The organism is Streptomyces sp. NPDC006012, from assembly GCF_042871185.1.
Lineage (GTDB): Bacteria > Actinomycetota > Actinomycetes > Streptomycetales > Streptomycetaceae > Streptomyces.
In genome coordinates this window covers 1-26590 of record NZ_JBIAIE010000015.1, presented here as the reverse complement: position 1 = coordinate 26590, position 26590 = coordinate 1, and the positions used below count along the sequence as shown (strand labels likewise).

Annotated in this window: 26 protein-coding genes and 2 pseudogenes; 15 read left to right on the top strand and 13 right to left on the bottom strand. The window is 72.1% G+C overall.

The features are described 5' to 3' along the window. Positions 1 to 222 precede the first annotated feature (222 nt). From ACFYPJ_RS24160 to ACFYPJ_RS24150, 3 genes are all read left to right on the top strand, one after another. The gene (locus ACFYPJ_RS24160; RefSeq protein WP_389020764.1) at positions 223 to 843 is read left to right on the top strand and encodes an L-threonylcarbamoyladenylate synthase; all 621 of its coding nucleotides are present in this window, start codon (positions 223 to 225) and stop codon (positions 841 to 843) included. A 123-nt stretch (positions 844 to 966) separates the two neighbouring features. Next, positions 967 to 1722: a dienelactone hydrolase family protein gene (locus ACFYPJ_RS24155; protein WP_389020761.1), complete on the top strand. Its 756-nt coding sequence runs from the start codon at positions 967 to 969 to the stop codon at positions 1720 to 1722. A 153-nt stretch (positions 1723 to 1875) separates the two neighbouring features. Further along, positions 1876 to 3075 (top strand): glycoside hydrolase family 64 protein, encoded by a 1200-nt coding sequence (locus ACFYPJ_RS24150; protein ID WP_389020759.1) that lies wholly within the window; start codon positions 1876 to 1878, stop codon positions 3073 to 3075. Between the two features lie 73 nt (positions 3076 to 3148). Here ACFYPJ_RS24150 and ACFYPJ_RS24145 read toward each other — a convergent pair whose 3' ends face one another. Then, positions 3149 to 5542, bottom strand: a complete 2394-nt coding sequence (locus ACFYPJ_RS24145; protein WP_389020756.1) for a M4 family metallopeptidase — start codon at positions 5540 to 5542, stop codon at positions 3149 to 3151. A 261-nt stretch (positions 5543 to 5803) separates the two neighbouring features. Between ACFYPJ_RS24145 and ACFYPJ_RS24140 the strand changes: the two genes are divergently transcribed. Beyond that, positions 5804 to 6190, top strand: coding sequence for a DUF4440 domain-containing protein (locus ACFYPJ_RS24140; RefSeq protein WP_389020754.1), 387 nt, complete (start codon positions 5804 to 5806; stop codon positions 6188 to 6190). Between the two features lie 140 nt (positions 6191 to 6330). Here ACFYPJ_RS24140 and ACFYPJ_RS24135 read toward each other — a convergent pair whose 3' ends face one another. After that, a complete protein-coding gene (locus tag ACFYPJ_RS24135) occupies positions 6331 to 7305 on the bottom strand; it encodes a TauD/TfdA dioxygenase family protein (protein ID WP_389020751.1) in 975 nt (324 codons plus the stop codon). A gap of 84 nt (positions 7306 to 7389) precedes the next feature. Between ACFYPJ_RS24135 and ACFYPJ_RS24130 the strand changes: the two genes are divergently transcribed. Together ACFYPJ_RS24130 and ACFYPJ_RS24125 are read left to right on the top strand one after the other, a co-directional pair. Further along, entirely contained in the window at positions 7390 to 8223 is an 834-nt protein-coding gene (locus ACFYPJ_RS24130; protein ID WP_389020749.1) for an aldo/keto reductase, read from the top strand. Positions 8224 to 8418: 195 nt separating this feature from the next. Then, positions 8419 to 9030: a DNA polymerase ligase N-terminal domain-containing protein gene (locus tag ACFYPJ_RS24125; RefSeq protein WP_389020746.1), complete on the top strand. Its 612-nt coding sequence runs from the start codon at positions 8419 to 8421 to the stop codon at positions 9028 to 9030. Here the strand turns inward: ACFYPJ_RS24125 and ACFYPJ_RS24120 are convergent, their stop codons facing one another. From ACFYPJ_RS24120 to ACFYPJ_RS24110, 3 genes are all read right to left on the bottom strand, one after another. Continuing rightward, the gene (locus ACFYPJ_RS24120; RefSeq protein ID WP_389020744.1) at positions 9031 to 11373 is read right to left on the bottom strand and encodes a SpoIIE family protein phosphatase; all 2343 of its coding nucleotides are present in this window, start codon (positions 11371 to 11373) and stop codon (positions 9031 to 9033) included. A 54-nt stretch (positions 11374 to 11427) separates the two neighbouring features. Further along, the gene (locus ACFYPJ_RS24115) at positions 11428 to 11895 is read right to left on the bottom strand and encodes a peroxiredoxin (protein ID WP_389020742.1); all 468 of its coding nucleotides are present in this window, start codon (positions 11893 to 11895) and stop codon (positions 11428 to 11430) included. A 164-nt stretch (positions 11896 to 12059) separates the two neighbouring features. Beyond that, positions 12060 to 12584: a MarR family winged helix-turn-helix transcriptional regulator gene (locus ACFYPJ_RS24110; protein ID WP_389020739.1), complete on the bottom strand. Its 525-nt coding sequence runs from the start codon at positions 12582 to 12584 to the stop codon at positions 12060 to 12062. Between the two features lie 233 nt (positions 12585 to 12817). Here ACFYPJ_RS24110 and ACFYPJ_RS24105 point away from each other — a divergent pair, with 233 nt between their 5' ends. The 5 genes from ACFYPJ_RS24105 to hemC all read left to right on the top strand — a co-directional run bounded on the left by ACFYPJ_RS24105 (position 12818) and on the right by hemC (position 17470). After that, positions 12818 to 13291 carry an SH3 domain-containing protein gene (locus ACFYPJ_RS24105; protein ID WP_389020736.1) on the top strand — a complete coding sequence of 158 codons (474 nt, stop codon included), beginning with the start codon at positions 12818 to 12820 and terminating at the stop codon, positions 13289 to 13291. A gap of 192 nt (positions 13292 to 13483) precedes the next feature. Continuing rightward, a complete protein-coding gene (locus tag ACFYPJ_RS24100) occupies positions 13484 to 14290 on the top strand; it encodes a DUF2690 domain-containing protein (RefSeq protein WP_389020733.1) in 807 nt (268 codons plus the stop codon). A 190-nt stretch (positions 14291 to 14480) separates the two neighbouring features. Next, positions 14481 to 15434, top strand: coding sequence for an ATP-dependent DNA ligase (locus ACFYPJ_RS24095; protein WP_389021175.1), 954 nt, complete (start codon positions 14481 to 14483; stop codon positions 15432 to 15434). Positions 15435 to 15603: 169 nt separating this feature from the next. After that, the gene (locus ACFYPJ_RS24090; protein WP_389020730.1) at positions 15604 to 16380 is read left to right on the top strand and encodes an NPP1 family protein; all 777 of its coding nucleotides are present in this window, start codon (positions 15604 to 15606) and stop codon (positions 16378 to 16380) included. A 154-nt stretch (positions 16381 to 16534) separates the two neighbouring features. After that, positions 16535 to 17470 carry a hydroxymethylbilane synthase gene (hemC, locus tag ACFYPJ_RS24085; protein WP_389020728.1) on the top strand — a complete coding sequence of 312 codons (936 nt, stop codon included), beginning with the start codon at positions 16535 to 16537 and terminating at the stop codon, positions 17468 to 17470. A gap of 30 nt (positions 17471 to 17500) precedes the next feature. Here hemC and ACFYPJ_RS24080 read toward each other — a convergent pair whose 3' ends face one another. From ACFYPJ_RS24080 to ACFYPJ_RS24060, 5 genes and pseudogenes are all read right to left on the bottom strand, one after another. Continuing rightward, complete coding sequence (locus ACFYPJ_RS24080; protein ID WP_389020725.1) at positions 17501 to 18025, bottom strand: hypothetical protein; 525 nt, start codon at positions 18023 to 18025, stop codon at positions 17501 to 17503. A gap of 210 nt (positions 18026 to 18235) precedes the next feature. Further along, positions 18236 to 19089, bottom strand: a pseudogene (locus ACFYPJ_RS24075) (ABC transporter permease). After that, positions 19049 to 19216 carry a hypothetical protein gene (locus ACFYPJ_RS24070; protein ID WP_389021202.1) on the bottom strand — a complete coding sequence of 56 codons (168 nt, stop codon included), beginning with the start codon at positions 19214 to 19216 and terminating at the stop codon, positions 19049 to 19051. Before ACFYPJ_RS24070 ends, ACFYPJ_RS24075 begins: the two are co-directional and overlap by 41 nt. Next, positions 19185 to 19378: pseudogene (locus ACFYPJ_RS24065) on the bottom strand (ATP-binding cassette domain-containing protein); the annotation flags it as partial. The pseudogene ACFYPJ_RS24065 and the gene ACFYPJ_RS24070, both read right to left, overlap by 32 nt. 29 nt (positions 19379 to 19407) lie before the next feature. Then, entirely contained in the window at positions 19408 to 19908 is a 501-nt protein-coding gene (locus tag ACFYPJ_RS24060; RefSeq protein WP_389020722.1) for a MarR family winged helix-turn-helix transcriptional regulator, read from the bottom strand. A 262-nt stretch (positions 19909 to 20170) separates the two neighbouring features. Here ACFYPJ_RS24060 and ACFYPJ_RS24055 point away from each other — a divergent pair, with 262 nt between their 5' ends. Further along, positions 20171 to 20959, top strand: a complete 789-nt coding sequence (locus tag ACFYPJ_RS24055) for an RNA polymerase sigma factor SigF (RefSeq protein WP_389020719.1) — start codon at positions 20171 to 20173, stop codon at positions 20957 to 20959. A gap of 47 nt (positions 20960 to 21006) precedes the next feature. On the opposite strand, the gene ACFYPJ_RS24050 is transcribed toward ACFYPJ_RS24055, so the two are convergent. Next, on the bottom strand, positions 21007 to 21321 hold the full coding sequence (locus ACFYPJ_RS24050) for an ANTAR domain-containing protein (RefSeq protein WP_389020716.1): 315 nt from the start codon (positions 21319 to 21321) through the stop codon (positions 21007 to 21009). A 128-nt stretch (positions 21322 to 21449) separates the two neighbouring features. On the opposite strand from ACFYPJ_RS24050, the gene ACFYPJ_RS24045 reads away from it, so the two are divergent. Beyond that, complete coding sequence (locus ACFYPJ_RS24045; protein ID WP_389020713.1) at positions 21450 to 22259, top strand: VOC family protein; 810 nt, start codon at positions 21450 to 21452, stop codon at positions 22257 to 22259. A gap of 217 nt (positions 22260 to 22476) precedes the next feature. On the opposite strand, the gene glgX is transcribed toward ACFYPJ_RS24045, so the two are convergent. Continuing rightward, entirely contained in the window at positions 22477 to 24624 is a 2148-nt protein-coding gene (gene glgX, locus ACFYPJ_RS24040) for a glycogen debranching protein GlgX (RefSeq protein WP_389020710.1), read from the bottom strand. Continuing rightward, positions 24621 to 25136 (bottom strand): pep a2, encoded by a 516-nt coding sequence (locus ACFYPJ_RS24035; RefSeq protein ID WP_389020707.1) that lies wholly within the window; start codon positions 25134 to 25136, stop codon positions 24621 to 24623. The genes glgX and ACFYPJ_RS24035 overlap by 4 nt, the downstream gene beginning before the upstream one ends. Positions 25137 to 25439: 303 nt before the next feature. On the opposite strand from ACFYPJ_RS24035, the gene ACFYPJ_RS24030 reads away from it, so the two are divergent. Together ACFYPJ_RS24030 and ACFYPJ_RS24025 are read left to right on the top strand one after the other, a co-directional pair. Next, a complete protein-coding gene (locus ACFYPJ_RS24030) occupies positions 25440 to 25739 on the top strand; it encodes a DUF5133 domain-containing protein (protein ID WP_389020704.1) in 300 nt (99 codons plus the stop codon). 69 nt (positions 25740 to 25808) lie between these two features. Further along, the coding region (locus tag ACFYPJ_RS24025) for a maltotransferase domain-containing protein (protein WP_389020701.1) at positions 25809 to 26590 on the top strand (782 nt) is incomplete at its 3' end.

Genomic DNA, 26590 nt, shown 5'->3' with positions numbered 1-26590 from the left:
CCCGGGGGAAGGGCGCCGAGCGGCTGGACGTCGGCTTCCCCGAAAGCCCGAGGTCATGCCCGCGGATTCGCGCCGCCCGAGGACGGCCGGCCGCAGGAGGTGTGCGGGGGGCCGGTGACGGCGTACCGCACACCCGGGGCCCCGATCCCACCGCGCAGTCCCCTTGGCCGGCGGCTCTCCACCCGTGCGGCGTCCGCCTCCCGGACGGCATAGGCTCGGCGGATGGCGAAGTATTTCGATGTGCACCCCGAGAACCCGCAGCCGCGCAGCATCACGCAGATCGCCGATGCCGTGCGCTCTGAGGCCCTCATCGCGTACCCCACCGACTCCTGCTACGCCCTGGGGTGCCGGCTCGGCAGCCGTGACGGCATGGAGCGGATCCGGTCGATCCGGCACCTCGACGACCGGCACCACTTCACCCTGATGTGCCGGGACTTCGCGCAGCTCGGTCAGTTCGTACGCGTGGACAACGACGTGTTCCGCGCCGTCAAGGCATCGACGCCAGGCAGCTACACGTTCATCCTCCCGGCGACCAGGGAGGTGCCGCGCAAGCTGCTGCACCCGAAGAAGAAGACCGTCGGCGTCCGCATCCCCGACCATGTGGTCACCCAGGCGCTGCTGGCCGAACTCGGCGAACCGCTGCTGTCCAGCACCCTGCTGCTGCCCGACGAGGAGGAACCGCTGACGCAGGGCTGGGAGATCAAGGACCGCCTCGATCACGTGGTGGACGCGGTGGTCGACTCCGGGGACTGCGGCACCGAACCGACCACCGTCGTCGACTTCTCCGGCGGCGAGGCCGAGATCGTACGGCACGGAGCGGGTGACCCGGCACGCTTCGTCTGAGGCCGGCTGTGGGACACAAGGACCCGGTGCGCAGCCCGGATCCTGCGTGACAGCATGGCCCGTACACCTGCCGCCGAGGGCACGTCCGCTCCCCGACGGCCCTCCGCAGAGAGGCAGCACGCCATGACCGCCGTACAGGGAACCACCGTGGAGATCCCGACCGAGGACGGTATCGCCGACGCCTACCTCGTCCATCCCGGTGACGGGCGTCCCCGTCCGGCCGTCCTGTTCTACCAGGACGCGTTCGGGCTGCGCCCGCATCTGCAGTCGATGGCCGACCGGCTGGCCGGGGCCGGCTACACGGTCCTGCTGCCGAACGTGTTCTACCGCAACGGGCGGGTGCCCGTGTTCGACCTGCCCGAGTTCATCGACCCGGCCGCCCACCCGAACATCTGGCAGCAGATCATGCCGGTCATGATGGCGCTGACGCCCGAACTCGCGATGCGTGACGCGGGCGCCTGGCTGCGTTTCCTCGCCGACAGCCCGCTGGTGGCCGGCGGTCCGGTCGCGACGACCGGCTACTGCCTGGGCGCCCGGCTGTCGCTGCTCACCGCGGGCACCCACCCGGACCGGGTCGCGGCTGCCGCCGGGTTCCACGGCGGACACCTCGCCATCGAGGAGCCGGACAGCCCGCACCTGGTCGCCGGACGCATCACCGCCGAGGTGTACTTCGGCCACGCCGACCAGGACGCCTCGCTGCCGCCGGAGCAGATCCAGCGGCTGGAGGACGCCCTCACCGCCGCGGGCGTGCGACACCGGTGCGAGGTCTACCCGGGCGCCCACCACGGGTACACGCAGGCCGACACCCCGGCCTACGACCAGGAGGCGTACGAGCGGCACTGGAGCGCGCTGCTCGACCTGCTGGAGCGCACCTTCTGACACCGCGCCGTGGGGTGCCCGTGCCGCCACGGGCACCCCACGGGCTCCGTCCATCACATTGACATGCACGCGTCTTGACGGAACGCTGAGAGCGCTCTCAGACAGGTACGGACCACGGTCCGTACGGCCCCGACCCCCACACGGAGGTGGAGAGTGCTCATACGACTCACACGCCGCGCGCTGCCCCTGACGGCCGCGACCGCCCTGACCGGCGCGCTGCTCGCACTCGGCGCACCGGACCCGGCCGACGCCGCGGTGCCGGACACGATCGCCCTCACGGTGACCAACGACTCCGGCCGCGGCGACCCGGTGTACCTCTACGACATCGGCACCCAGCTGTCCACCGGGCAGCAGGGCTGGGCCGACGCGAACGGTACGTTCCACGCGTGGCCCGCCGGCGGCAATCCGCCCACTCCGGCCCCCGACGCGGCCATCCCCGGCCCCGCCGCGGGACAGTCGAAGACGATCCGGATCCCCAAGTTCTCCGGCCGGATCTACTTCTCCTACGGCCAGAAACTGGTGTTCAAGCTGACCACCGGCGGGCTGGTGCAGCCGGCGGTGCAGAATCCCGGCGACCCCAACCGGGACATCCTCTTCAACTGGTCCGAGTACACGCTGGGCGACGCGGGGCTGTGGCTGAACAGCACCCAGGTCGACATGTTCTCCGTGCCGTACTCGGTCGGCGTACGGCGGGCGGACGGGAGCACGGGCACCACCGGACACCTCAAGCCGGGCGGCTACGGCGCGGCGTTCAGCGCGCTGCGCGCGCAGTCGGGCGGCTGGGGCGGCCTGATCCAGAACCGCTCCGACGGCACGGTGCTGCGGGCGCTCTCACCCGGGCACGGCCTGGAGACCGGGGCACTGCCGGCGTCCGCCATGGACGACTACGTGAACCGGGTCTGGGACAGGTACAGCACGCAGACGCTCACGGTCACGCCCTTCGGCGACCAGCCGGACACCAAGTACTACGGCCGGGTCTCGGGCGGTGTCATGAACTTCACCGACGGCTCGGGCGCGGTGGTGACGAGCTTCCAGAAACCGGACGCGGACAGCGTGTTCGGCTGCCACAAGCTGCTGGACGCGCCCAATGACGCGGTGCGCGGACCGATCTCCCGCACGCTCTGCGCGGGGTTCAACCGCTCCACGCTGCTGACCAGTGCGAACCAGCCGGACAACAACCCGGCCGGCTTCTACCGGGACGCGGTGACCAACCACTACGCCCGTGTCATCCACGGACAGATGGCCGACGGCAAGGCGTACGCGTTCGCCTTCGACGACGTCGGGAACCAGGAGTCCCTGGTGCACGACGGCGCCCCGCAGGAGGCGTACCTCACGCTGGACCCGCTCAGTTGACGCGACGGGCGTCCCGCACGCGCAGTGGTTCCGCGTGCGGGACGCCCGTTGCGGTGCGCCGGTGCGCGCTGGGTCAGCTGGTCGTGACGGCGGTGTCGTCCACCACGAAGCTGGTCTGGAGGGCGGGGTCCTCGACTCCGGAGAACTTCAGGGTGACCGTCGAGCCCGCGAAGGAGGACAGGTCGAAGGTCTTCTGGCTGTAGCCGGAGGCGGCGTCGAGGTTCGAGTACGTCGCCAGGGTGGTCGAACCGGCGGTCACCGTCAGCGTGTCGTACTGCGTGCTGTCGGTCTCGTCGGTGTCGACGTGCAGGTAGAAGGTGAACGACGCCTTGCAGCCGGCCGGGACGGTCACCGACTGGGACAGGGTGTCGGTGTGCGTGCTGCCGTAACCGCTCAGCCATGCCTTGTAGGAGCCGGTGTGCGCGGCCTGCCGGGTGTCGTTGGTGATCACGCCGCTGGTGGCGGCCCAGGCGGTGCTGCCCGACTCGAAGCCGGGGTTGCCGAGCAGTTGGGCCGAGGTGCAGTTGCCGCCGCCGCCGGAGTTCACGGTCCAGGTGAAGGAGGCCGTGCCGGTGGCGCCCGTGGAGTCCTTGACGGTGACGGTGGTGCTGTTGCCGCCCGCCGTCGTGGGCGTGCCGGAGACCAAGCCGGTCGAGCTGTTGATCGACAGGCCGGCCGGCAGGCCGGCCGCGGAGTACGTGAGGGCTCCGGCGTTACTGCTGCTCGCCGAGATCTGCAGGTTCACGGCGGTGCCCACGGTGGACGACTGGTTGCCCGGGTTGGTCACCGTGACGCCGTTGGCGGGCGGGGTGATGTGGCTGCCCACGCCGATGCCGGCGAAGGCGTTGCCCACCCCGGCGTACTGGACGGAGTTGGCGCCGTAGAGGGCGGTGGCCGCGTTCAGGGCGGCGGTGCGGGCCGCGGCGTAGTTGGTGGAGGACGTCATGTACGTGGTCAGCGCCTTGTACCAGATCTGCAGGGCCGCGGCCCGGCCGATGCCGGTGACGGCGACGCCGTCGGAGGTCGGGCTGTTGTACGTGACGCCGTTGATGGTCTTGGTGCCGCTGCCCTCGGACAGCAGGTAGAACATGTGGTTGGCCGGGCCCGAGGAGTAGTGCACGTCGAGGCCGCCGATGCCCGAGTACCAGCTGTCCTTGGAACCGCCGTCCTTGCTGGGCTTGTCCATGTAGCGCAGCGGGCTGCCGTCGCCGTTGATGTTGATCTTCTCGCCGATGAGGTAGTCGCCGACATCGCTGGCGTTGCCCGCGTAGAACTCCACGCCCGTGGCGAAGATGTCGGAGGTCGCCTCGTTCAGGCCGCCGGACTCACCCGAGTACGTGAGGTTCGCGGTGGCCGAGGTGACGCCGTGGCTCATCTCGTGCCCGGCCACGTCCAGCGAGGTCAGGGCGTGGGTGTTGCCGGAGCCGTCGCCGTAGGTCATGCAGAAGCAGCTGTCGTCCCAGAAGGCGTTGACGTAGTTGGAGCTGTAGTGGACGCGGGAGTAGGCGCCCACACCGTTGTTCTCGATGCCGTTGCGGCCGAAGGTGCTCTTGTAGAAGTCCCACGTCTCCTGGGCGCCGTAGGCGGCGTCGGCGCCCGCGGTCTGGGTGTTGGAGCCGGACCCGGTGCCCCAGACGTCGTCGGCGTCGGTCATCAGGGTGCCGGTGCCGGAGGAGCCGCCGTTGAGGCTGTAGGTCTTGTGACCGCCGCGGGTGGTGTCGTACAGCTGGTACGACGAACCGGACAGCGTGGTGTTCAGCGAGACGGTGCCGCTGTACTGGGTGTTGCCGGTGCCGGTCTTGATCGCCTGGTACCGGTTGAGTTCCTGGCCGGTCGTGGCGTCGGTGATGACGTGCAGCCGGCTGGGCGTGCCATCGTCCTGGAAGCCGCCGATCACCGTCTCCCAGGCCAGCTTCGGGGTGCCGCTGCCGGCCCAGATCACCTTGCGGGCGCTGTCCGTGCTGGGCTGCTGCGCGTCGAAGGAGCGGGCGGCCTTGAGCGCCTTCGTCTCGGCGGCGGACTTGGTGAAGGCCGGTGTGGTGGAGGCGACCGCGATGGTGCGCTTGGTGTTGAAGGTGGCGCTCACGGTGCCGGCGGCCAGCGAGGCCGGCGGGGTGTGTACGACGAGGTCGCCGCCGAGGACGGGGAGGCCGTCGTAGGTGCGCTCGTAACGGGTGTGCACGGTGCCGTCGTTGTCCTTGACGACGTCCTTGACGACCAGTTTCTCCTTGGCACCGAGGCCGAGGGTGCGGGCCGTCCCGGCGGTCCCGTCCTGGGCGTCCTTGATCAGTGCGGTGCGCTGGGCCGGGCTGAGCCTGGTCTCCAGGGCGCCCGTGCGCAGGCCGCCGGGGTGTGGGGCGGCGGGCTGGGCGGACACCGGGACGGACTGCATGCCGACGGCGAGGAACGCGGCGGCGGAGACCAGAGCGGCTCCGACCGTGGACCGTCTGTGGGGAAGGGGTCTCACTCGTACTCCTCCTGCTGCGGCCGCCTGTTCGCGGCCGGTGACAGACCGGGCAGACGGGATGTGCTGTCCGGGGGAGAGCTGAGCTGTGCGCGACCGTGGTCACGAAGGGACCAGGGGACTTCGCGCGGGGCGAGGGGAGGATTTCAGCTTTGACCCAGCCATGTCACTACGGCCCCGACATTCGAGGGTTTTCCCTATCCGCAGGTCAAGGCGGGCCTGCGGGACACCCCTAACCCTCACGGGCTGGACGAGAATGCGGCCATGGACGACACGACGGACGAGGTGCGCCAGGCGATAGCCGGCGAACTGCAACTGATGGATCCCCGGGTGCGAGCCTCGCGGGAGCGTGCCGCGCGGCTGCTCGACCCGGAGTTCGTGGAGGTGGGCGCGTCCGGACGGCGCTGGACCTACGCGTCGACACTCGCCGAACTGCCGGCCCTGCCGGGCGCTTCGCCGGACGGCCCGCGCTACGAGCCCGGGGAGATCTCCGGGGTGCGGCTCGCGCCCGGCCTGGTGCACCTGACGTTCGAGGCCGTGCTCGGCGAGCGCCGGACCAGGCACAGTTCGATCTGGCGCAAGGGCCCCGGGGACGCGGGCTTCCGCATGTACTACCACCAGGCCACCCGGGTACCGCCCGACGTGGACTGAGCGGACCGCGCGGTCCCGCCGGACCGCTACGACCAGGTGGAAGCAGCCCGGCGCGGTCGGGCACGAGGACTACGTGCAGATCCGCACCGGACGGGCGACCCTGCTGGGCCCGGTGCTCGGACCGCAGGCCGCCGCCCGACTCACCAGCGGCCTGCCTGGGTGCCGGTGACCGGCTCGGACGGCCTGCCGTCCACGCCCACCGGCACGTCACCGGCGAGCATGACCCGGTGCATGGTCCGCGGGAAGTCCAGGTGGGCGTTGTCGGACGGCGCCAGGTGGATGGTGGCCCGGTTGTCCCAGAACGCCACGCTGCCCGGCTCCCAGCGGAAGCGGACCGTGTACTCGGGCCGGACCGCCTGGGCGAGCAGCAGCTCCAGCAGGGCGGCGCTCTCCGGCCGGGAGACGTCCACGATCCGCTCCAGGTAGTAGCCGTTGACGGAGAGCACCCGCTCGCCCGTCTCCGGATGGACCCGCACCAGCGGGTGCACGGAGGCCACCTGATGGTCCAGCAGATGACGCTGATAGGCGTCGTCACCCGGCCGGGACTGGTAGCCGACGCCGAGCCGGTGCTCGGCGCGCAGGCCGTCCGCGAACGCCCGCACCGGTGCGGACAGCCCGGCGTAGGCGGCGGCCAGGTTGGACCAGGTGGTGTCGCCCCCGTACGGCGGGACGGTCTCGGCCCGCAGGATCGTCGCGGCGGGCGGGTCGATCCGCGCGCCGTGGTCGCAGTGCCAGCCGCGCAGCAGGGTGTGCCGGCGGCGCTCCAGCCACTCCTCGCGCTCCATGCCGTACCGGCCGCCCAGTTCCAGCCGGTCGGCGGTGGTCTCCACCGCCGGATGGTCCGCCGGCGAGGCGCTGCCGCGCCGCCCGGGGACGACCGGCTCGCCGAAGCGGCGGGCGAAGGCGACGTGACCGGCGTGGTCCAGGCGCTGCCCGCGGAAGAACACCACCTTCCAGCGCAGCACCGCCGCCCGGATCAGGGCGACCACCGCGTCGTCGAGGCCGCCGGCCAGGTCGACACCCGTGATCTCGGCACCGATGTGCCCGGCGACCGGCCGCACCTCGACCCCGGCCACCGGCTGTGCCCGCCGTCCCGTGTCCCTGTCCGCCGTCATGGCACCGTCCCGCCCGTCGGGTTGATCACCGCTCACCCTATCCGTGACGCTGGGAGCAGGACAGAGCCGAGGAGAGGTCCCATCGTGATCAGTATTCCGACGCACACGCTCAACGACGGTACGGCGCTGCCCGGCGTCGGCCTGGGCACCTGGCCGATGAGCGACGCGCAGGCCGAACCGGCGGTGCGCGAGGCGCTGTCGGCCGGTTACCGCCTGGTCGACACCGCGGCGAACTACCGGAACGAGACCGGGGTCGGCCGGGGTATCGCAAGCAGCGGCGTGCCCCGGGAGGAGATCGTGGTGACCACGAAGCTCCCCGGCCGCCACCACGGCTACGAGGAGACCCTGACGTCCTTCGAGGAGTCCCGGCGGCGGCTGGGGGTGGAGTACGTGGACCTGTACCTGATCCACTGGCCGCTCCCCCGCGTCGGCAGGTACGTCGACTCGTGGCGGGCGATGATCAAGCTGCGCGAGGACGGTCTCGTGCGTTCCATCGGGGTCTCCAACTTCACTCCCGGGCACATCGGGCAGTTGGAGGAGCAGACGGGCGTGCTGCCGTCCGTCAACCAGATCGAGTTGCATCCCCTCTTCCCGCAGGACGAGTTGCGCGCGTTCCACGCGGGCAAGGGCATCGTCACGGAGAGCTGGAGCCCGCTGGGCCGGGACGGGGGGCTGCTGCTCACGGACCCGGCCGTGGTGTCGGTCGCCGATGCGCTCGGGGTGACGCCCGCCCGGGCGGTGCTGCGCTGGCACGTCCAGCTGGGCGCGGTGCCCATCCCGAAGTCGGCCGACCCGGGCCGGCAGCGCGACAACCTCGACGTGTTCGGCTTCGAGCTGGACGACGCCCAGATGTCCGCGCTCTCGGACCGCGTGCACCGGCGCCTGGGCGGGGACCCCGAGACCCACGAGGAGTTCTGAGCCGCCGCCCGGCTGCTGCTCCCGGATCTGCTGCTGCGGGGCGTCCCCGGTTGGCGCGGGCACGCAGGATCGCCACGGGCCTCCGCGGTCGGCCCCGGCCCGGCGGGCCGCCCAGCTGGGCCCGTCCGCCCGGCGCGTCGACCGGGCCGGGCGGGGTACCCGGGTCGCGGGACGGCCGTACGGAGGGAGACGCACGTGGGTACCGACGACCGGCTGCGGACATACCGCGGCAAGCGGGACTTCCGGCGCACGCGTGAGCCGTCGGGTGCTGCGGCCCGCGCGGCGGGCGGACCCCGGTTCGTGGTGCAGATCCACGACGCGCGCCGGCTGCACTTCGATTTCCGGCTCCAGGTCGGCGACGTGCTGAAGTCCTGGTCGGTGCCGAGGGGCCCGTCCACCGATCCGGGGGACAGACGGCTGGCCGTGCCGACCGAGGACCATCCGCTGGAGTACGAGTACTTCGAGGGGGTGATCCCGCGCGGCGAGTACGGGGGCGGGACGGTGATCGTCTGGGACCGGGGGACGTACGAACCGCTCAGTCACGACCACGCCGGGAGGCCGGTCGACTTCGCCAGGTCGCTGGCCGACGGACACGCCACGTTCCGGTTGTACGGCGCCAAGCTGCGGGGCGAGTACGCCCTGACCCGGTTCCGGGGCCGTGCCGGGGAGTACGCCTGGCTGCTGGTCCGGATGGGCCCCGGCCGCTCGGCCGGGCACGGCACCCCGGACCCGCGCCGGGCCCGCTCGGTCCGCACCGGACGGACCCTCGCCCAGGTCGCCGCCGCGGACGCCGGCCCGGTCCGCTGATCATTCCTCGGGCAGCGGCTGTTCCGCCCAGATCGTCTTGCCGCCGGCCGTCTGCCTGCTGCCCCAGCGCTGGGTGAGCTGGGCCACCAGCAGGAGTCCCCGGCCGCCCTCGTCGAAGGCGTGCGCGCGACGCAGGTGCGGCGAGGTGGAGCTGCCGTCGGAGACCTCGCAGATGAGCGCACGGTCACGGATCAACCGCAGCCGGATGGGCGGCTCGCCGTAGCGGATCGCGTTGGTGACGAGTTCGCTGACGACCAGCTCGGTGACGTAGGCGGCTTCCTGGAGACCCCAGACGGCCAGTTGGCCGGTCACCGCCTGCCGGGCGATGGCCACATGCGCGGGGTCGGGCGGCACGTCCCAGGTGGCCACGCGGTCGGCGCCGAGTGCCCGGGTACGGGCCAGCAGCAGGGCCACGTCGTCGCTGGGCTGTTCGTCGAGGGGCGCTTTCACCAGGGTGTCGCAAAGGGTGTCGAGCGAGTCCGCAGGAGTGTTCAGGGCCTGCAGCATCTCCCTCGTCCCCCGGTCCACGTCGAGGTCGCGGTTCTCCACGAGGCCGTCGGTGTAGAGGGCGATGACCGACCCCTCGGGCAGTTCGAGTTCCGTCGACTCGAACGGCAGGCCGCCGACGCCCAACGGCGGGCCCGCCGTCATCTGCACGAGTTCCGCTTCGGCTCCGGGCCGCAGGACTGCCGGTGCCGGGTGGCCCGCAGCGGCCAGCGACATGCGGCGCGAGACGGGGTCGTAGACGGCGTACAGGCAGGTCGCGGTCAGTTCGGGGGCCTGGTCGTCGTCCTCGTCCGCCGCGAGGTGGGTGAGCAGGTCGTCCAGGTGGGTCAGCAGTTCGTCCGGGGGCAGGTCCACGTCGGCCAGGGTCCGTACCGCCGTACGCAGCCGGCCCATGTTGGCCGAGGACTGGATGCCGTGGCCCACCACGTCGCCGACGACCAGGGCGACCCGGCTGCCGGAGAGCGGGATCACGTCGAACCAGTCGCCGCCGATGCCGGCCAGCGACCCGCAGGGCAGATAGCGGTGGGCCACGTCGACCGCCGCCTGGGCGGGCAGGCCGCTGGGCAGCAGGCTGTGCTGGAGGGCGAGGGCCGTGCTGCGTTCGCGGGCGAAGCGGCGGGCGTTGTCGATGCAGACGGCGGCGCGGCTCGCCAGTTCCTCCCCGAACGCGGCGTCGTCGCCGCCGAAGTTCCTCGGGTGCCGCCGGCGCACGGCGACCACGACGCCGAGGGCGGTGCCGCGCGCCCGCAGCGGCACCGCGAGCATGGAGTGGACGCCCTGGCGGTAGCCGCTGCGCTCGGGGGAACGCGCGTTGCGTTCTTCGAGCCAGCGGACCAGGTCCGGCTCGCCCTCCTCGCTGAACACCACCCGGCCCTCGCGGAGCGCGCGGGCCGGCGGACAGTCCTCCGGGCAGGGGTCCTGCTCGCCGGGCTGGACCACGGCCTCGGGGGTGCCTTTCGAGATGGAGGTGTGCGCGACGCGGCGCAGCACGAATGCGCCGCGCGGCATCGCGGGCGGCTGCTGGTCCGTGCCGAGCACCCAGTCGAGCAGGTCCACGCTGGCGAAGTCGGCGAACTGCGGGACCAGGAGTTCCACCAGTTCCTCGGCGGTGCGGACGACGTCCAGGCTGGTGCCGATGCGGGTCGCGGCCTCGTTGAGCAGGGCCAGCCGCCGCCGTGCCCAGTACTCCTCGCTGTTGTCGAACGCGGCCAGCGCGACACCGGTCGGCTCGCCCTCGCCGTCCGTGAGGGGCCACATCTGGATGTTCCATGCCTGCTGCGCCGCCCGGCCGGGCGGGCTTTCGAAGGTCTCGAAGCGGACCGGTTCGCCGGTCTCGGCGACCTCGCGCAGATGGCGCAGGAAGCCGCGGTCGTACCCGGACTCCTGCATGCTGTCCGCGTAGTACCGGCCGAGCAGTGCTTCCTCGGGCAGGCCGAGGTATTTGCACGCCTCGTCGTTGAGGCGGAGGTAGTGCTGCCGGGTGTCGAAGACCGACATCGACATGGACGCCTGCTGGAAAGCGCGCTCGGCCATGCTCGGACCGGCCGGCTCGGGAGGGTCGGCGGTGATCACGAACCCGACGGGCTGCCCGGCCGGGCCGAGTACGGGACAGGCGGTGAGGACCACCTCGACGCGGTGGCCGTCGAGGTGGCGGAGGGCGACGACCCCGGTCTGTGCCTCGACGGTCCCGGGCGGTATCTCCTCGGCAAGCAGCCGGACGGCGGGTCTGCCCACGATCTCCTCAGCCGGATGACCGGTCAGCTTCTGCGCACCCTCGCTCCACCCTGTCACCGTCCCGAGGGCGTCGACCACCGCCGTGGCCGCGAGATGCTCCATATGCCCCAGGATGATCCCATCGTCCCCGCGCATCAAACGCGGGGCGGGACGGCCTCACTCCTGGCGGGCGCGCAGCGCGGCCAGGGCACGGTCGGCATGGGTGTTCATGCGCAGTTCGCTGCGGACCACCTCGACGACGGTGCGGTCCGGGGCGATGACGAAGGTGACCCGCCGGGTGGGGGCCAGTGTGAAGCCGCGCAGGACGCCGAATCGCTCGCGGACCGCGCCGTCGGTGTCGGCGAGCAGCGGCATGCCGAGGGTGTGGTGTCCGGCGAATTCCTGCTGGCGTTCGACGGAGTCGCCGCTGATGCCCACCGGCCGCGCGCCGACCGCGGCGAATTCGGCGGCCAGGTCACGGAAGTGGCAGGCCTCCGCGGTGCAGCCGGCCGTCAGGGCCGCCGGATAGAAGAACAGCACCACCGGCCCGTCGGCGAGCAGGTCGGACAGTCGCCGCACCGTGCCGGTTTCGTCCGGCAGCGCAAAGTCCTCGATGGTGTCACCGGCGCGCACTCGATCGGTCATCGTCGTCCCTTCGGTCGTCCCACTGGTCGTCCCCCTGGTCATCTGTCGGTCCGGTTCCCCGGTCGCCCTCCGCGGTGCGGGCGATGCCGCCGGTCCAGGGCAGCCGGCGAGTCCTGCGGGCCGCCGCCCAGGGCTGCGGCGGGCGCCGGGAAGCGACGGCCCGCTCAGGCCGGGGCCGACGGGCGGCCGCTCTCCCGGCCGGGCTCGTCCTCGCGGGAGCGGGCGAGGAAGTCGTCGACCATGCGGTGGAAGAGGGTCGCCAGCTGCCGCAGATCCTCGGGCTTCCAGTCGGACAGGGCGAGCTGCATGCCCCGCGCCCCGGCGTCCCGGACCCGCCCGATGGCCTCCCGGCCCGCGTCGGTCAGCTCGATCCGCTGCGCCCTGCGGTCCTCCGGGTCGGGGACCCGGCTGACGTATCCGAACCTCTGCAGTTGCTGCACCGTACGCGTCACATGGGATGCCTCGACGCCCAGCCGCTGGGCCAGTTCCCCCGGCCGCAGCGGCTCGGAGTCGGCGATCTGCCGCAGCAGCGCCACCGCGGCACGGTCCAGCGGCACCCCGGCCATCGCCATCATCCGGTCGTGCTGCCGGGTCCGGGTGCTCAGGTAGGTGATGCGGGAGAGCGCGCGCTCGATCTCGACGACCTCCGCAGAGGCGGCCGGAGGGAGGGGCGGCGGTTTCGAGGACATGTCAGCCACTTTAGCATATCGTTGCGTAACTCAAGTAATTTGACCCTGTCCGTCCGACCCCGTCCACGGGGGCGGCGGACCCGCCGGAGGCAGGCCGCCGGCGGGCGGTCCGTCCCGGGCACGTTCCGGGTGTCCCGCGGGACGCGGGAACGGCTTTCCGGCCCCTCGCCGCGGAAACGCTGGCTGTCGTGATCACGCCTCGTGGTCACGAGAACGAATGCCCGGAGGTTTCCATGATCCGACGGACCGTGAAGAACGGCCTGCTGGCCACGGTCGCGGCGCTCGCGCTCCTGCCCGCGGCGGCCTCTGCCGCCGAGGCGGGCCAGACCGCACCACTCCCCGCGCCCACCGCAGCAGCCCCCCAGTACGCGCTCCCCGCACCGCTGCCCGCCCCCACCCGGCACACGCCGGCGAAGCACCGCGCCACCCACCGGCGGGGCCCGGCCGCCCACAGGCACAAGATCACGCGCCGCACCACCGTCACGGGACGCGTGATCACGCACCACGTCCGGCTGAACGTCCGCTCCGGCCCGGGCACCGGCTACCGCGTCGTCGGCCACCGCCACGGCAACCGGCTCGTGCGGCTCATCTGCCGGACGCACGGTTCGCGGGTGTTCGGCACCCGCACCTGGTACCGGCTGGCGCACCACAAGGGCTTCGTCTCCGCCCGCTATGTGCGGGTCCGCGGCGCGGTGCCGTGGTGCTGACGCGTCCGGTCCGGCGTAGGCCCTGACCCCCAAGGCCCGTTCGGGAACCGCACGTTCCCGAACGGGCCTTCGACCTGTCGCGGCCTCACCGTTCTCCTGCTCCACCACCGGTTGGGCCGGGCCCCGTCCGGGAAGCCATTGCGACAACAGGGGCGAACCGCCCATAGCGGCAAGGGAGTCGAGGAACGCACCATGCGGCAGCCGCCATCCCCCGGACCCACCTCCGACGACGAGCCGCTGGCGGTGCGGCTGCGCGCACTCAAGGACCGTACGGGTCTGAGCCTGGCGGCGCTGGCCGCCCGCACCCCGTACAGCAAGTCCGCCTGGCACCGGTACCTGACCGGTGTTCAGCGCCCGCCCCGCTCGGCCGTCGAAGCGCTCGCCCGGCTCGCCGACACCGACCCCGGACCCGTCGTGGCCCTGTGGGAGGCCGCCGACGGCCCGTCGGCCCCGGAGCCGCCCGCGGCACCCGCCACGGCCGGCCGGTCGCGCCCGCCGTGGACCCGGCTGCCGCGACTGCCGCTGTCCGCGTTCGCCCTGCTGGCCGTGGCCGCCGCGACGGCCGCCGCCTTCGCCATGTCCGGCCGCCCCGGACCGGCGGGCACGCGGAACGTGGCGGCGGCTCCCGGCTGCCACGCGGCGTCCTGCCGGGGCGTCCTGCCCGACGCGTCGGCCTGCGCGCGGGACGCCCGCACCGAGAGCGCCGTGACCGGCTTTGGCTACGACGTCCGGCTGCGCTACTCGCCCGCCTGCGGCACCGCCTGGTCGGAGGTGCAGGTGCGCTCCCCGCACACCCGGGAGGTGTCCGTGCGGGCCGGCCAGGACGTGCTGTCGGCGACGTATTCGGCCGCGGACTCCGCCGGGTACACCAGCCCGATGCTCGCGGTGCCGTCGGCCCGGGGCGTGGAGGCGTGCGCGGAGGTGGACGGCAGGCTGGCCTGCACGGGCCTGGATGCCGAGGAGCCCGAAGAGGACGCGGACCTCCCGGCCCCGAGGTGACCGAGCCGGCCCCGGCACGGCCGGCCGTGCCCGGATCGGCGGTCCGCCTGCACGGGCCCTGCCCGGTGCCGTCTCCGGCGCTCCGCCGGACCGGGTCCGTTCAGGGGAACCGGCGGAGAAAGGCGCGTGAGCGCACCGGGCACGGTCGACACCTTCTGCCGTGACCGCGACCCTTCCGGTGATCCCGCCGATGCTCGCCACTCCCGGCAGACTGCCGCCCGCCGCCCAGGACTCCCGCTGGGCCTACGAGACCAAACAGGACGGCCAGCGCGTCATGGTCTACCTGCCCGGCGACGGCACCCTCCTGCTGCGCGCCCGCTCGGGCGAGGACATCACCGGCGCCTATCCCGAGCTGCGCCCGCTGGCCGCCGCCCTGGGCACCACCCCGGCGATCCTGGACGGCGAGGTGCTGGCCCTCGACGAACACGGCCGCGCCGACTTCCAGTTGCTGCAGAGCCGCATGGGACTGGCGCACGCCCCGGCCCGGGCGGCGCGGCGGGCGGCCCAGGTCCCCGTCCACCTCGTGCTGTTCGACCTGCCGCACCTGGACCGCCCCCTGCTCGCGCTGCCGTACGCACAGCGCCGGAGCCTGCTGACGGAGTCGGGACTCGACGGACCGCACTGGTCCACCCCGGCCGCCGTCGTCGGACACGGCGCCGAGGCGCTGCGCGCCACCCGGGAGCACGGTCTTGAGGGGCTGGTGTGCAAGCGGCTGGACTCGGTGTACGAGCCGGGCGTGCGGTCCCGCGCCTGGATCAAGATCCGCAACCTGCGCACCGCGGACGTCGTCGTCGGTGGCTGGCTGCCCGGCAAGGGGCGGCTCACGGGCCTGCCCGGCGCGGTGCTCGTGGGCCAGCGTGCCGCCGGGCGGCTGCGCTACGTCGGCCGGGTGGGCACCGGCTGGAGCGACCCCGAACGGACGGAACTGGCCGCGCTGCTGCGGGCCGCGGAGACCGGTGTGTGCCCCTTCGACCCCGTCCAGCGGATCGCCGGGGCCCGCTGGGTGCTGCCCCGGCTGGTCGGTGAGGTCGGCTACAGCACCCGTACCCGGTCGGGACTGCTGCGCCAGCCCTCCTGGTACCGGCTGCGGCCGGACCTCGCGCCCGAGGAGTCGGCGGCGGACCTGCCCGGCGACGCCGAGTGACGGGAGCGCCGGGAGCACGGAGAGTGCGGGGAGTGCGGGGAGTGCGGGGAGTGCGGGGAGGCAAGTGTTGGGCGGGGCTTCACCGCCGGGACGCCAGGGCCGTCTTGGCAAGGCAGCGTGTGGCCAGGATCCTGAACTCCCCCACTTCATACCGCAGTTGGAGGACCCAGTGTCGTCACGGACGTTCCGTACCCGGCCCGGGCGCTGGCTGGCCGGGCTGGCCGGTGCCGCCGCCCTCGTGATCGCCTTCCCCGCCGTCGCCTTCGCCGCCCCACCGCCGGCGCTGCCCGCCAATGCCGAGGCGGCGGAGTTCACGTACCAGCCCGCCTTCGACTACGACACCGACGGCTGCTACTCGACGGCCGCCATCGGCCCGGACGGCACCGTCAACCCCGGTCTGAACCCGACGGGCGCCCTCAACGGCAACTGCCGCGACGCCTCCGACTTGGACGACACCAACACGTACTCGCGCTACAAGTGCAACAACGGCTGGTGCGCCTACCTGTACGGCCTGTACTTCGAGAAGGACCAGGCGATCCCCGGCATCAGCCTCGGCGGCCACCGGCACGACTGGGAACACGTCGTGGTGTGGGTGCAGAACGGCCAGGTGCAGTACGTGTCGACGTCCAACCACGGTTCGTTCACCGTGCACCCGGCATCCGACGTCCGCTTCGAGGGCACGCACGCGAAGATCGTCTACCACAAGGACGGTGCGAGCACCCACTGCTTCCGGCTGGCCAACACCAACGACGAGCCGCCGGAGAACCACAAGGGCACCTGGCAGTACCCGCCGCTGGTCGGCTGGAACGGCTACCCGGCGGGCCTGCGCGACAAGTTGAGCGCCTACGACTTCGGCAGCGCCAACTTCGGCCTGAAGGACAGCGCCTTCGCCTCGCACCTCGCCTCGGCCAAGCCGTCCGGCATCGCGTTCGACCCGAACGCCTGAGCGTCCGGCCGGCCGGGCCGGCTCGCGCCCCGCACGGGCGGGAGCCCGGCCCCGGCCGGGCGGGACGTCTCCACGCGGTGCCCGTCTCCACCCGGCCGGGCGACGAATGGACCTGTGGGCCTGTGGGCCCGCCGGGAGGGTCTATCGTGTCTCCATGGCCGTCCCGGAACTCATCCGTATCGTCTCCCGTGACTCACCCATGGCGCTCGCGCAGGTGGAACGCGTCCGCACCGAGCTGACGGCGCGGTATCCGCAGGTGCGCACCGAGGTCGTACCGGTGAAGACGACCGGCGACAAGTGGCTCGGCGCCCTCTCCCAGGTCGAGGGCAAGGGCGCGTTCACCAAGGAAGTGGACGCCGCCCTGCTGAGCGGTGAGGCCGATCTCGCGGTGCACTGTGTCAAGGACGTGCCGGCCGACCGGCCGCTGCCGGCGGGCACGGTGTTCGCCGCGTTCCTGAAGCGCGACGACATCCGGGACGCCCTCGTCCACCCGGACGGTCTCACCCTCGACGAACTCCCGGCGGGCACCCGCATCGGCACCTCCGCGGTGCGCCGCGTCGCCCAGTTGGCCGCCGCCCACCCGCACCTGGACTGCGTGCCGTTCCGCGGCAACGCCAACCGGCGGCTGGCGAAGCTCGCCGCGGGCGAGGCGGACGCGCTGCTGCTGGCGGTGTCCGGTCTCGAACGGATCGGACGGTCCGACGTGATCAGCGAGGTGCTGTCGCCGGAGACGATGATGCCGCCGATCGGCGCGGGCATCCTCGCCCTGCAGTGCCGCGAGGACGACACCGACCTGATCGACGCCGTCAGCGCGCTCGGCGACCCGGACACCTACCGTGAAGCCACGGCGGAGCGCATGTTCCTGCATGTCCTGCAAGGCCACTGCAACAGCCCGATCGCCGGTTATGCGCACGCCGACCGGGGCGGCGAACTGTCCCTGCGAGCCTGCGTGTTCACTCCCGACGGCAAGACCCGGCTGAACGCCCACGAGTGGGCCGGCCGGCTCGATCCCGCCACGCTCGGCACCTCGGTCGCGGTGTCCCTGCTGCGGCAGGGCGCCCGCGAGATCATCGACGGCATCCCGCACTGACCGCCCCGCACCGGACCGCCGGTGCGGTGTTCAGGCCGTGTCCGGCTCCGCCTGGTCCCGCAGGAACACGCTCACCTGATGGGCCAGGCCGCCCGGTGCCGCTCCGGCCACGGGGGCCGCAGCCGGTCCCTCCGCCAGACCGATGCCGCCGGTCCACAGCCGGCGGTCGGTCCACTCGTCGTCGACCCGCAGCTGCACCTGGACGTCCACCTGCGACAGGCACGCCTCCTGACCGGCCGCGTACAGGACAGCGGTGGCACGGCGCAGCGGATAGACGTCAAAACCCTCGATGAACCGCGAGTTCCGCCAGTCGACGAACGCGCCCTCTCCGTCGGGGCCGATCCGGACGTCGATCTGCCCGTCCTCCAGCTGCACGGAGCAGTGCTGCTCGCCGCGGTTCTCGACGGTCACCCGGACACTGAAGTACGTCAGCCCGGCGGCTGCCTCGTCGCGTCCGTGCGGGGGCTCCACCGCCTCCAGACGGTGGACGCGGACCCGCAGACCGGCATGCTCGTCGTACTCGTGCCAGTCACCGACCACGTTCGGCTCGTACACAGCGCCCCTCTCGACCGCCCCGGACAGCTGCTGTCTATCTGTGCGCTGAGCACACTGTCAAATGAGCGGAATGCGCACTGGCCAGGGGATTCGCACCCTTTGATCACTGATCAAGCGTTGGACAGGAAGAATCCCCCGCGACGGGTTGCGGGCGCCCGGCCGCGCGTGCCGTACATCACGTCGTCGGCAGGATCGGCGCGGCCGGACGGATCAGCGGGCCAGCCGGCCCAGCAGGGACGAGGCCGCCGCGATGCCGGCGGCGCCGGCGACGGCCAGCACCCCGAAGTCGAGGGCCACGTGCGACGGGGTGCCCAGCAGCAGGCCGCGCAGGGCGTCGACTTCGTAGCTGAGCGGGTTCACCTTGCTGACCGCCTGGAGCCAGCCGGGCATCACGGACACCGGGTAGAGGGCGTTGGAAGCGAAGAACAGCGGCATCGTGATCGCCTGCCCGAAGCCCATCAGCCGGTCCCGGCTGAGCACGATGCCCGCGATGGTCATCGACAGGCAGGAGAAGAAGGCGGAGGCGAGGATCACGACCAGCGCGACACCGAGCAGCTTGAGCGGGTTCCAGGTGAGTGCGACCCCGAGGATCGCGGCGATCACGATGACCACGACGGCCTGGATCAGGGACTTCACTCCGGACGCGAACGCCTTGCCGGTGACGAGCGCCGAGCGCGGGGGCGGGGTGACCAGGAGCTTGTTCAGGATGCCGGCGTCCCGTTCCCAGATGATCTGGATGCCGTAGAAGATGGCGATGAACATCGCGGACTGGGCGATGATGCCGGGCGCCATGTAGTCGATGTAGGGGATGCCGCCGGTGGGTATCGCCCGGATCCGGGTGAAGGTCTGGCCGAAGATCAGCAGCCACAGGGCGGGCTGGATCGCCCTGGTGTACAGCTCGGTGCGGTCGTGGGCCAGTTTCTGCAGTTCGACGGCGCACATCGCGACGACCCGGGCGGGCAGCAGCCGGCGCGGGGCTGCGGCGGGCGCAGCAGCAGGCTGGTGCCGGCGTCGAGAGCACGGTCAGCCGAGACGGCCGGCGGTGCGGCGGGTGCTTCGGACATCACGGAAACCTCCTGGCTGGTCGTCGAGACCGCTGCCCGCGACGTCCCGGAAGACGTCCTCCAGGGTGGGCAGCGCGTCCGTGGCCGGTGCGCCTCCGTTCGGCGGCCGGGTCGTGGCCGAAGACACGGACCATGCCGGCGGGTACGGGCAGGAGTGTGGTGATGCAGCGGATCGCCGTGGTCTTTCCGGCGCCGTTCGGGCCCAGCAGCCCGAAGACCTCGCCCTCCCCCACGGACAGGTCGAGCCCGTCCACCGCTCTGGTCTCGCCGGTCCGGTGCAGGTGACGGCCTCGGCGGGGCCGGCAGTGGTGTCGCGCGTCATGTTTCCTCTGCCTCCTCGTGCAGGGTGACGGCCAGCCTGCGCAGGGCCGGGAGCGCGGCGCGCAGGGCGTCGCGTTCCGCCTCGGTCAGGCGGGAGACGTGGCGGTCGATCAGGGCGGCCCGGCGGCGCTGCCAGTCCCGCAGCCGGCTGCCTGCCGCCTCGGTGAGCCGCAGGCGCGCGGCCCGCCGGTCGGACGGGTCGGTCTCCCGGACCAGGTGGCCGTCCTTGGCCAGCTGGTTGACGAGGGTCGACACGGAGTTTCCTGCCAGGTGCAGTTCCCGGGCCGCCTCCTTGATGCCGATGCCCGGCCTGGTCTCGACCAGGCGGAGCAGTTCCACCTCGGCGCCGCGGAGGCGGGGACCGGTCGTGCCGCTGCGCAGCCGGCGCCGGATCAGTCGCTGGATCCCGCCCAGGGCGCTGCCCAGCTCCTCGGAGAAGGCCTCTGCCGCGGCGCGGTCCGCCTGCTCGCGATCCGTTTCCGGGCGATCCGTTTCCACGCAGAAAGATTACCTCTGCTACAGAGGTATTTCTCTCACGGGAACTCCAAGAGCAAGTCAAGAGAGATGCACCTTTTGCCACTCTTTAGGCCGACTTGTTTGGTCATGGTGGGTGACGGGAATTCGCAGGGAAGTGCTTCGGACAGGAGGCACGTCCGTGGGGGACGGTGCACCAGACCGTCCCGGAACCCTCCGACCGGTCCGAACGCGCGTCTCCCACGCTGTCCGTCCATCCGGCACACGCCGAGGGAGGTGCGCACCCATGACGGGTACCACCACCAGAGCGAAATCCCATCCGCACGATGACGCTCCGGACACCGCCGCCGACTTCGAACGGCTCGCGGAGCTACCGGAGGGCCCACAGCGCCAGGCACTGCGCGACGAACTGGTCCGGGTCTGGCTGCCCATGGCCGAACGGATCGCCGTCCGCTTCCGCGGCCGCGGTGAAGCACTGGAGGACCTGTACCAGGTGGCGGCGCTGGGCCTGGTCAAGGCCGTCGACCACTACGATCCGGCGCGCGGCCGGGCCTTCGAGGCGTACGCGGTGCCGACCGTCACCGGCGAGATCAAGCGCCACTTCCGCGATCACATGTGGACCCTGCACGTGCCGCGCCGGGTGCAGGATCTGCGCAACCGGGTGCGCGGCGCCGTGAAGGAAATAGCGACGGCGGGGCGGATGCCCACCATCGCCGAGATCGCCGAGCACACCCGGCTGACGGAGGCGGAGGTACGCACGGGCATGGAGGCCCTGGAGTGCTTCTCGGCGCTGTCGCTGGACGCCGAGACACCCGGCGTGGACGGCCACCGGCTCGGGGACACCCTCGGCGGGCCGGATCCGGGATTCGACCTCGTCGTCGACCGGGCGGCCGTACGACCCTGCCTCCAGGCGCTGCCCGAGCGCGAGCGCACCATCCTGTACCTGCGGTTCTTCCGTGGCATGACGCAGAGCCGGATCGCCAGCCAGCTCGGCATCTCGCAGATGCACGTCTCCCGGCTGATCAGCGGCTGCTGCGACCGGCTGCGCGAGGAACTGCTCTCGGAGCCGGGCTGAGCCCGGCCGGACCGGGCCGCGGGCCCGGGCCGGACGCGGGCCGGGGCTCACTCCGCCGGTGCCCCCGGGATCTGCGTCGGCCCGTACCGGTCGAGCGCCTCCTCCAGCTCGGCGCCGATCTCCGCGGGCATGTCTCCGGTTCGCCCCCAGGTGAGGATGAGTTCGGCGACCCGGCGCAGTTTGATGTTCGTGTGCTGGGAGACCTCCTTCAGCACGGTCCATCCCTGGTCGGGTGTGACCCGGCCCAGCGCGACCACCATGCCGATCGCCTGGTCCACGACGGCGTGGGAGGTGACGGCTTCCTTCAGCTGATCTACTTCTTCCTGCAGCTCCAGGAACCGGTCCGGTTCGTGGTCACCCATCCATCCATCGTCGTCACCCACCCGGCCCCCTGCCACCGGGGGTGCTCGACAGGCACGGGATCAGCTTCCGGTTGGACACTGGTGGCAGACCGGTGTCCATCGGTCCACGAGATCAGGACGCGACCGCGATGAACCATGACACGACCCTCCCCGGCAGGCCGCAGAAGAAGAACGTCATCTCCACCGGCTCCGTGTTCGGCGCACCGTGCTGGGTGAGTCTGACCAGCCACGACCTGTCGGCCACGGCTGCCTTCTACTCGGCGGTGCTGGGCTGGCAGTGGCGCGGCGTCCGGCTCGGCGAACACTTCCGGATCGCGCTGGTGAACGGGGTGCCGGTCGCCGGGATCGCCGCGGTCGCCTCCATGTGGCACACCGCGGTGGCCTGGACGCCGTACTTCGCCGTCCGGGACGCGGACGTGGCCGCGAGCCGGACCCGGGAGCGCGGCGGTACGGCCGCGGTCGGGCCGCTGTCCCTGCCGCCGGGGCGGGCGGCACTGCTCGCGGACCGGGACGGCGCGACCTTCGGGATCTGGGAGGGCGACCTGGTCTCCAACTGGGAGTCCTGGCGCCTGGCGGCACCGACCTTCATCCGGCTGCACACCCGCAACGCGTTCGACGCGGCCCTCTTCTACGGCGAGATCCTCGACTGGGCCGCGGACCGCTCCGGCTGCTGCGAGGTGGAGTACGACGGCGGCGAGGTCGTCCTGCGCAGCCAGGGTACGGTCGTGGCGCGCATCGACTCGGGCGCGGTGGAGGCCGCGCCCGATCCCACGGTCCGCCCGCACTGGCAGATCCACTTCTTCGTGACCGACGTGGCGGCCTGCTGCCGGGACGCGGAGCGGAACGGGGGCAGCGTGCTGCGCGAGGGCGCGGCCGAGGCGATCTTGCGGGATCCGGACGGTGCGCAGTTCACGGTGACTTCGCGGCGTGAGCGATGACGGTGCGCTCCGCTTTGGGGGGCAGGTGGGGTGGGGGGTGGCGTGGGTTTTTGTCCGGCTGCGGGTGTGCCGGGGTTGGTTGCGCAGTTCCCCGCGCCCCGAAACGGGGGCATCAGCCCCGCAGTACGGCCGCGGGCCCGTCGTGGTTGGTCGCGCAGTTCCCCGCGCCCCTGACGGGGCGCCCTTGACCCGGGGGTGTGGGCTGGCGGGGTGGGGGTCAGGCGGTGGGGGTGCGGGAGGGTCTGGACAGGAGGATCAGGCTGCGGGCCTCTACCCGTAGTCCGGTGTTCGCCTTGTGCTCTCGTTCATCGGGGATCCCGTCGGGCTCCGCGGTGTCGACCAGGGTGGTCCAGCGCTCGCCGTAGGTGCGGTCGGGCAGGCGGAAGCCGACCGGTTCCCAGTAGCTGTTGAGCAGCAGCAGGAACGAGTCGTCGATCACCCGGCGCCCGTAGGGGTCGTGTTCGGCGATGGCGTCGCCGTTGAGGAACACGCCGACCGAGTACGCGTCCGAGCGCTGCCAGTCCCGGTCGGTCATCTCGCGTGCGTCGGGCAGCAGCCACACCAGATCGGGCAGCGGTTGCCCGGCGTGGGTGGCCGTCTCGCCGCGGAAGAAGCGGCGCCGGCGCAGGACGGGGTGGGCGGCGCGCAGGCCGATGACGTACCGGGTGAAGTCCGCCAGGCTGCGTTGTGCGCCGGTGAGCCGCCAGTCGGTCCAGGAGACCTCGCTGTCCTGGCAGTAGGCGTTGTTGTTGCCGCGCTGGGTGCGGCCGAGTTCGTCGCCGTGGCACAGCATCGGAATGCCCTGTGACAGCAGCAGCGTGGCCAGGAAGTTGCGCTGCTGGCGGGCGCGCAGGCCGAGGACGGCGGGGTCGTCGGTGTCCCCCTCGACGCCGCAGTTCCAGGAGCGGTTGACGCTCTCGCCGTCCCGGTTGCCCTCGCCGTTGGCGTCGTTGTGCTTCTCGTTGTACGAGACGAGGTCGCGCAGGGTGAAACCGTCGTGCGCGGTCACGAAGTTGACGCTGGCCCGGGGGCGGCGCCTGCTGTGCGCGTACAGGTCGGAGGAGCCGGTGAGCCGGGAGGCGAACTCCCCGAGCGAGCCCGGCTCGGCCCGCCAGAAGTCCCGTACGGTGTCCCGGTACTTGCCGTTCCACTCCGACCACAGCGGCGGGAAGTTGCCGACCTGATAACCGCCCTCCCCCAGGTCCCAGGGCTCGGCGATGAGCTTCACCCTGCTGATCACCGGGTCCTGCTGGATCAGGTCGAAGAACGCCGACAGCCGGTCCACCTCGTGGAACTGCCGGGCCAGGGTCGCCGCGAGGTCGAAGCGGAAGCCGTCGACGTGCATCTCGGTGACCCAGTACCGCAGCGAGTCCATGATCAGCTGGAGCACGTAGGGGTGCCGCATCAGCAGGCTGTTGCCGGTGCCGGTGGTGTCGTAGTAGTGCGCCCAGTCGCCGTCCACGAGGCGGTAGTACGAGGCGTTGTCGATGCCGCGGAAGGAGAGCGTGGGGCCGCGCTCGTTGCCCTCGGCGGTGTGGTTGTAGACCACGTCGAGGATCACTTCGAGCCCGGCCGCGTGCAGCGCCTTCACCATCGCCTTGAACTCGTTGACCTGCTGACCGCGGGTGCCGAAGGCGGCGTACGCGTTGTGCGGCGCGAAGTAGCCGATCGTGTTGTAGCCCCAGTAGTTGGACAGTCCGCGATCCTGGAGCACACCGTCGTGCACGAACTGGTGCACCGGCATCAGCTCGACGGCGGTCACGCCCAGCGAGGTCAGGTGCTCGAGAACCGACGGGTGCGCGAGCGCCGCGTAGGTGCCGCGCAGCCGTTCCGGGACGTCCGGGTGTGTGCGGGTCAGTCCGCGTACGTGTGCCTCGTAGATGACGGTCTCCGCGTACGGCCGTCCGGGTGGGCGGTCCTCACCCCAGTCGAAGTACGGGTCGGTCACCACACCCAGCATGGAGTGCCCGGTGCTGTCGGCGGGGGCCGGGCCGGAGGGGGCGCGTTCGTAGAGCGAGGGGTGGTTGTCGATCTGCCCGTCGACGGCGCGTGCGTACGGGTCGAGGAGCAGCTTCGCCGGGTTGCACCGGTGGCCGAGGCCCGGGTCCCAGGGTCCGTGCACGCGGTAGCCGTAGCGCCGGCCGGGACCGACCCCGGGCACATGGCCGTGCCACACGAACCCGTCGACCTCGGTCAGCGGAACGGGGGTCTCGGCGCCCGCGTCGTCGACCAGGACGAGGTCGACACGTTCGGCGACCTCGCTGAAGAGGGCGAAGTTGGTGCCCTGCCCGTCGAAGGCGGCACCCAACGGGTAGGGGTGCCCGCTCCACACGGGCACCCCGTTCCGGGAACGCTTCGCCGTCACCGGGCGCCCTCAAGGGCGGCCTGCGCGGCGACCGCCGCCGGGGTGGCCAGGGCGGCGACGGGCACGAGCCGCGGCACCTGGCGCACCTGGCGCAGGCTGGGTTCCGGGGCGATCGGGACCAGCGGGACGCGTTCGCCCGCGCGGGCGCGCTGCGAGAACCAGATGATCTTGCTGCCGGTCTCCGACGCACAGCACCCCCAGCCGTCGCTCATCGCCGCGATGCGGGCCAGACAGGCCCGCAGATCCTGGTCGGGCCGCAGATCACGGTCGTCGTCACCGACGGCGGTGATGAGGTGCTGGCCGTTCCACCACAGCTCGATCGACGCGCGCTTGTCCGTGGCGTGTTCGTCGATGGCACGCAGCAGCAGTTCCACGCCGCTGCGGACGGGGGCCACCAGGCTTTCCAGGTCCCAGTGGCGGAGATGGGCGGCCAGGATCCGGCTGACCTGCCCCACACGCTCGGGGCTGACTTCCACGTCGAGGTGGTAGTAGCAGGGCACTGCGGTCTTCATCGTCGCTTGCTCCCTCGCCGGCGAAACTTACCGCTCGTCACCGCCCCCCATGGGCATGGCCCCGGTCACGGAGCGTCGAGCGCTGGTCGCTTCTGAGTCAGATCCACAGTGGCTGCACTACGCCATTCGTGCAACACGAGCACATCCGGGTGGTTGAAGAACCAACAAGACGCTGAGTGCTCATACGTGCACCATGAGTGAAATGCCTCGATCGCCGTAACGGACCCGTGCCGCACCGTGCCCGGAGTCCACCCGACCGTCGGGAGACGCGCCCAGTCGAGAGCGTGGAGGGTGAACAGGGCCATGCTGCTACCCGCTGAGGCCGAGGTGGCCAGGCAGTTGCGGCGGTACCGGGCGTGGGAACGCGCGATGCTCGCGGCGCCGTCCGACCGAGCGGTGCGGGCCATGTTCGAGGACTCGGGCCACACCCTCTGCGTGCTCATGGGGAAGCGCTGCGCCCGGGAGGCCGCGAACGCCGCCGAACGCCGGCTGCGCGGCGGCCCGGGCGATGAGCCGCGGGAGCAGGGCGCACGTCCGCGGCACAACGGCGGAGTCAGACGGGCGCCCCCGGCGAGGCGGCGTTCCCAGGTGGCGGGGCACTGAGGTTCTCCCGTTCTTCGGATCCACCGCCGGGCCCCGGGCCCGGCTTCACGCACGGCGGAGGTGAGACCCATGAATGCGACTCCGGCCATCGGCCGCATCCCGGTACGCGACGTCCGGCCGGCCGTGGAGTGCGGCAGGCACCCGGCGAAAGCGGTCGTCGGGGAGACGTTCCAGGTCTCCGCGACCGTCTTCCGCGAAGGCCATGACGCCCTCGGCGCCAACGTGGTGCTGTGCGACCCGCTGGGCCGGCGTGGTCCGTGGACGCCGATGCGTGAACTCGCCCCCGGTACGGACCGCTGGGGCGCGGACGTCACCCCGGACGCGATGGGCCACTGGACCTACCACGTGGAGGGCTGGAGCGATCCCGTGGGCACCTGGCGGCGCACCGCGGGCATCAAGATCCCGGCGGGCATCGACACCGGGCTGGTCCTGGAGGAGGGCGCGGAGCTGTACGCGCGGGCCGCCGCAGGGGTGCCGGAGGGACCCGACCGGGCCCTGGTGCTGGCCGCCGCCCGGGCCCTGGACGACGGCTCGCTCCCGCTGCGGGAACGGCTGGGGGCGGCGCTGGCGGTGGAGGTGGACGAGGTCCTGGCCCGCCACCCGCTGCGGGACCTGGTCACCGCCTCCGACCCGCTCCCCCTCCTCGTGGAACGCGAACGCGCCCTCTACGGCTCCTGGTACGAGTTCTTCCCCCGCTCCGAAGGCACCCCCAGGCACCCCCACGGCACCCTGCGCACCGCCACCCACCGCCTCGATGCCATCGCCGCCATGGGCTTCGACGTCGTCTACCTCCCACCCATCCACCCCATCGGCACCACCCACCGCAAAGGCCGCAACAACACCCTCACCGC

Bases quoted from the DNA above. Each gene is read 5' to 3' on its own strand.
- ACFYPJ_RS24115 (WP_389020742.1), bottom strand. From the start codon at position 11,895: ATGACCGATCGAGTGCGCGCCGGTGACACCATCGAGGACTTTGCGCTG.
- ACFYPJ_RS24035 (WP_389020707.1), bottom strand. From the start codon at position 25,136: ATGAAGACCGCAGTGCCCTGCTACTACCACCTCGACGTGGAAGTCAGC.
- ACFYPJ_RS24030 (WP_389020704.1), top strand. From the start codon at position 25,440: ATGCTGCTACCCGCTGAGGCCGAGGTGGCCAGGCAGTTGCGGCGGTAC.
- ACFYPJ_RS24055 (WP_389020719.1), top strand. From the start codon at position 20,171: ATGACGGGTACCACCACCAGAGCGAAATCCCATCCGCACGATGACGCT.
- ACFYPJ_RS24045 (WP_389020713.1), top strand. From the start codon at position 21,450: ATGAACCATGACACGACCCTCCCCGGCAGGCCGCAGAAGAAGAACGTC.
- ACFYPJ_RS24120 (WP_389020744.1), bottom strand. From the start codon at position 11,373: ATGGAGCATCTCGCGGCCACGGCGGTGGTCGACGCCCTCGGGACGGTG.
- ACFYPJ_RS24095 (WP_389021175.1), top strand. From the start codon at position 14,481: ATGCTCGCCACTCCCGGCAGACTGCCGCCCGCCGCCCAGGACTCCCGC.
- hemC (WP_389020728.1), top strand. From the start codon at position 16,535: ATGGCCGTCCCGGAACTCATCCGTATCGTCTCCCGTGACTCACCCATG.
- ACFYPJ_RS24155 (WP_389020761.1), top strand. From the start codon at position 967: ATGACCGCCGTACAGGGAACCACCGTGGAGATCCCGACCGAGGACGGT.
- ACFYPJ_RS24140 (WP_389020754.1), top strand. From the start codon at position 5,804: ATGGACGACACGACGGACGAGGTGCGCCAGGCGATAGCCGGCGAACTG.
- ACFYPJ_RS24105 (WP_389020736.1), top strand. From the start codon at position 12,818: ATGATCCGACGGACCGTGAAGAACGGCCTGCTGGCCACGGTCGCGGCG.
- ACFYPJ_RS24110 (WP_389020739.1), bottom strand. From the start codon at position 12,584: ATGTCCTCGAAACCGCCGCCCCTCCCTCCGGCCGCCTCTGCGGAGGTC.
- ACFYPJ_RS24050 (WP_389020716.1), bottom strand. From the start codon at position 21,321: ATGGGTGACCACGAACCGGACCGGTTCCTGGAGCTGCAGGAAGAAGTA.
- ACFYPJ_RS24100 (WP_389020733.1), top strand. From the start codon at position 13,484: ATGCGGCAGCCGCCATCCCCCGGACCCACCTCCGACGACGAGCCGCTG.
- ACFYPJ_RS24135 (WP_389020751.1), bottom strand. From the start codon at position 7,305: ATGACGGCGGACAGGGACACGGGACGGCGGGCACAGCCGGTGGCCGGG.
- ACFYPJ_RS24160 (WP_389020764.1), top strand. From the start codon at position 223: ATGGCGAAGTATTTCGATGTGCACCCCGAGAACCCGCAGCCGCGCAGC.